Origin of the sequence: Amycolatopsis plumensis (assembly GCF_042652605.1) — a bacterium.
Lineage (GTDB): Bacteria > Actinomycetota > Actinomycetes > Mycobacteriales > Pseudonocardiaceae > Amycolatopsis > Amycolatopsis plumensis.
On the sequence record NZ_JBHSJY010000004.1, the window covers coordinates 1 to 4,039 of the forward strand.

Consider the following 4,039-nt stretch of genomic DNA (forward strand, 5'->3'; position numbering starts at 1 on the left):
ACGCGCTATCTCAGAGCACCGGACAGTCGAGCGAGGGTGGGTTCACCGGCGGTTCGTAGAGCTCGTTGGCCCTGATGTCCGAGCGCAGAATCGGCAGCAGCACCCCACGCAAGTCGGCGTCGGCGGCAATCTCCGGGTCGACTCCACCGTAGCCGCAAACGATCGACCACAGTTCGTCGTCGTCATGGAGATGCGTTTCCCCTCCACCGGCCAGCCGCGGCGGGGGCGACGCCGAGATAACGAGTTGCACCGGGCGTACTCCGCTGCGCTGCAGTGCGAGCACGGTCTCGTAGGCCACCAAAGCGCCGAAACTGTGCCCGAACAACAGCAGCGGGGCGTGGGGCTCGAGAGTCAGGAGTTCCGCGCTCACGGACGACGCCATCCGCCGGACATCCTCCACGGCGGGTTCGGCGAACCTGTCGCCACGACCCGGGTACTGGGCCACCACCAGTTCGGCCTGGGCGGGCAGCTCGTTCGCGAAGCCGGCATAGCTCGCGGCCGCACCACCGGCGTGCGGAAAGCAGACGAGTCGGATCGCCGGCCGCGGGATGACGTTCGACCACCGTAGCCAACCTCGGTCCCCGTAGGAGTCATGACCTCCACCTAACGCTCAAGCAGACATGCTCAATCAGAGCCTTGCACCTCTGCGGGTGGCCAGGCTTAAATCTTTCGGCTCTCAGTCACCGGTGAAGGAACTACGCAAGACATCCCGGACTCGACGAATCGCCTAGTCACGCTGGCAATTGCTGTCCGCACAAAGGTCCGGCTGAAGGAGACGCAGGTGGGTGCTGGCGAGTTTCTCGATCTCACGGATCCGGCAACGTTTGTTCGGCACGAGCCTCGTGACTACTGGCAGGAGATTCGGTCGCAGCATCCCATCTACTGGCACGACTCCCCCGGCGACCTGCCGGGATTCTGGGTAGTCACCAGGTTCAGCGACATACAGACGGCGTACCGCAACGCCAAATTCCTGAGCTCGGCGCGCGGTACCGTGCTCGACGTACTACTGCACGGCAACGACTCCGCAAGCGGCAAGATGCTCGCCGTCACCGATCGCCCCCGCCACCAGCAGTTGCGGAACCTGATGCTGCGGGCGTTCTCCCCCAAGGTCCTCGGACCGGTGGTCGAGCGGGTCGAGCAACGCACCCGGAGTTTGGTCGCCAGCGTGGTTGATGTGGGCACGTTCGACTTCGCCGCCGAGGTCGCCGAGCACATCCCGATGACGACGATCTGCGATCTCCTGTCAATCCCCGACGGCGACCGTGCCGAGCTGCTCAAGTGGAACAAGCTGGCCCTGTCCGCGGACAGCGAGGAGGTTGACGACCTCGACTCGCTGATCGCCCGCAACGACATCGTTTCCTACTTCATGGATCTCGCCAAGCATCGCCGGGAGAACCCAGGCGACGACGTCATCACCATGATCGCGAGCACGCAGGTCGACGGCGAGCTGCTCAGCGACGAGGAGGTCGCGCTGAACTGCTACAGCCTCATCCTGGGCGGCGATGAATCGTCCCGGATGTCAGCGATCGGAGGGGTCAAAGCGCTGGCCGAGAACCCTGGGCAGTGGGCCGCGCTGCGGGCCGGCGCCGCCTCCCTCGACGACGCGGTCGAGGAGGTGCTGCGCTGGGTCACGCCCGCTATGCACTTTGCCCGGACCGCGCTCATCGACCTGGAGATCGCCGGTCAGAAGATCCGGGCCGGGGACATCGTCACTTTGTGGAACACCTCGGCTAACGACGATGAGACAGTGTTCCCCGATCCGCGAACCTTCGACCTGGCACGCAAGTCCAGCAAGCACCTCACCTTCGGCCACGGGCCCCACTTCTGCGTCGGTGCGTTTCTGGGCCGGGCGGAACTGCGGGCCCTGTTGTCCTCGCTCGCGGGGTCGGTGCGTTCAATCGAGCTAGCTGGCAATCCGTCGCGGATCTACTCGAACTTCCTGTTCGGCTACAGTAGTTTGCCCGTCAACTTTCGGTGAGCGGACCGTCTCAGCCGTCGGTGAGACGGCCCTCTCCACCACTAGCGCCAACTCCGAGATACTGCCGGCCTCGAAGAGTGAGCGTATCGGGATCTTGGTGCCGAGGTCCTGTCGGATCCGGGCGGCCAGCTTCGTCGCCAGCACAGAGTGCCCACCGATCTCGAAGAAGTTCTGATCTGGGGTGACCACCGGCAGGCCCAGGAGCTCGGCGACGATCGCGCACAGAACATCGGCGTACGGCATACCCTCCTGCCAGCTGAGCTGTTCGGCAGGGGGCTTGACGAGGCGCGGTCGCAACGCCTTCCGGTCGATCTTTCCGTTGTGCGTCGTCGGAAGGTGGTCGAGCAGGGTGATTGTCGACGGCACCATGTGATCCGGCAACGTACGGCGGACATGGTGGCGCAGCTCCGGCTCGGTCACTTCTTCCCCCGGCGACGTCGTCACGTACGCGACCACACGGGCGTCTGCCAGTTCTCCTTCCACCGCAGCGACGGCGAGTTTGACCGCGGCGTGACCGGCCAAGGCTGCCTCGACCTCAGCAAGCTCGACCCGGAAGCCACGAACCTTCACCTGTGCATCGGCGCGACCCGAGAAAAGGATCTCTCCATCAGTCCGACGCGAGCCGCGGTCGCCGGAGCGGTACATCCGACTGCCGGGTGCTCCCTGCGGATCGGCAACAAAACGGGTGGCAGTGATGCTCGGACGGTTGAGATAACCGCGGGCTAGCCCGGGCCCGGCCAGGTACAGTTCCCCTTCGGCGCCGTCGGCAACTTCTTGCATACGCTCGTCGAGCACTTGGACGGTCTCGCCGAGCCAGGGCGTCCCGATGGTGATCTCGCCGACAGCCGGATCGACCGGTCCGCTGAGGGTGGAGCCGACAGTCACCTCGGTCGGACCGTAACCGTTGAAGAGCCGTCGACCGGGTGCCCACTTGCGGACCAAGGCCGGCGTACATGTATCGCCCGTCGACATCACCGTGCCGCCTAGCAGAACGCCATCGGCGTCAGTGGCACTCAAGGCCACCGGCGGCAAGGTCGCGTGGGTGATCCGGTGCCTTAGCAGGGTGTCCCGCAACGGGTCTCCCGGCAGGACGTCGTCTGAGGACACCATGACCAGCGCGGCTCCGGACAGAAGTGCAAGGGTGATGTCCCAAAATGCGGCGTCGAAGCTGATCGACGCCCACTGCAGCACCCGGTCACCAGGGCCCGGGCCGATCCGGTGCGCGTGAGTTGCGAGCATATCGCCCGTACCTGCATGAGTCACCGCCACGCCCTTCGGCGTACCGGTGGAGCCTGACGTGTAGATCACGTACATCAAATGGGATGTGTACAACGGAGACAGCCGCTCAGCGTCAGTCAGGTCGCCGGTCGCCTCACCTCGGATGTCCGCCTGCAGTTCAGGGTCGTCTATCACGTAGTCGGCCACCTCGTCACTCAGGCAGCGAATCCGGCTCGACCGGATCACCAGGACGGGGCCCGCGTCGTCGATAACGTGCGCCAGCCGATCATCAGGGTAGTTCGGGTCCAGCGGAAGATACGCGCCGCCGGCCTTCAGCACGGCCAGCAGCACGATGATCAAATCTTCCGAACGCGGTATGGCCACCGCCACCAAGGAATCCGGCCCGACTCCCAGGGCCACCAAGCGCCTGGCCAGCTGGTTCGCGTGGGTGTTCAGCTCGGCGTAACTCAAACAAGTGTCACCGAAGATGACCGCGGGCTGGTCGGGGAAGCGGGCAACAGTCGACTCGAACAACTCCGGAACCGTGGACAAGGTTCAACTCCTTGGATCAGCCGACTCTTGGAAGGGACACCGCCCCTGCTACGGACCCTAGAAGCCCAGGCCGATGACGACCATCGAACTGACAGAGACAGGACAGCGCCGGGCCACGTCAAAACCCCACGGGACTCCTGTCGCGTCTCTGTCAGCACGATTGCCTGACGGCGGCGGATGCCAGATGGTGAAGACCGGTGGCCTGTCGCACCGCTGATCCTCAATTCGATATCTAGTCTGATCGGGAGCCGAGATGCTCGAAGGCTGCGTTTCCTGGCCCGACGAACTCGC

At 64.7% G+C, this 4,039-nt stretch carries 3 protein-coding genes; 1 reads left to right on the forward strand and 2 read right to left on the reverse strand.

The window, feature by feature from the left end; translation table 11 throughout:
• Positions 1–10: 10 nt before the first annotated feature.
• On the reverse strand, positions 11–550 hold the full coding sequence (locus ACFPLC_RS47085) for a thioesterase II family protein (RefSeq protein WP_378236340.1): 540 nt from the start codon (positions 548–550) through the stop codon (positions 11–13).
• Positions 551–781: 231 nt separating this feature from the next.
• Here ACFPLC_RS47085 and ACFPLC_RS47090 point away from each other — a divergent pair, with 231 nt between their 5' ends.
• Entirely contained in the window at positions 782–1,978 is a 1,197-nt protein-coding gene (locus tag ACFPLC_RS47090; RefSeq protein WP_378195861.1) for a cytochrome P450, read from the forward strand.
• Here ACFPLC_RS47090 and ACFPLC_RS47095 read toward each other — a convergent pair.
• On the reverse strand, positions 1,904–3,748 hold the full coding sequence (locus ACFPLC_RS47095) for a non-ribosomal peptide synthetase (protein ID WP_378195864.1): 1,845 nt from the start codon (positions 3,746–3,748) through the stop codon (positions 1,904–1,906). The genes ACFPLC_RS47090 and ACFPLC_RS47095 overlap by 75 nt on opposite strands.
• Positions 3,749–4,039 lie beyond the last annotated feature (291 nt).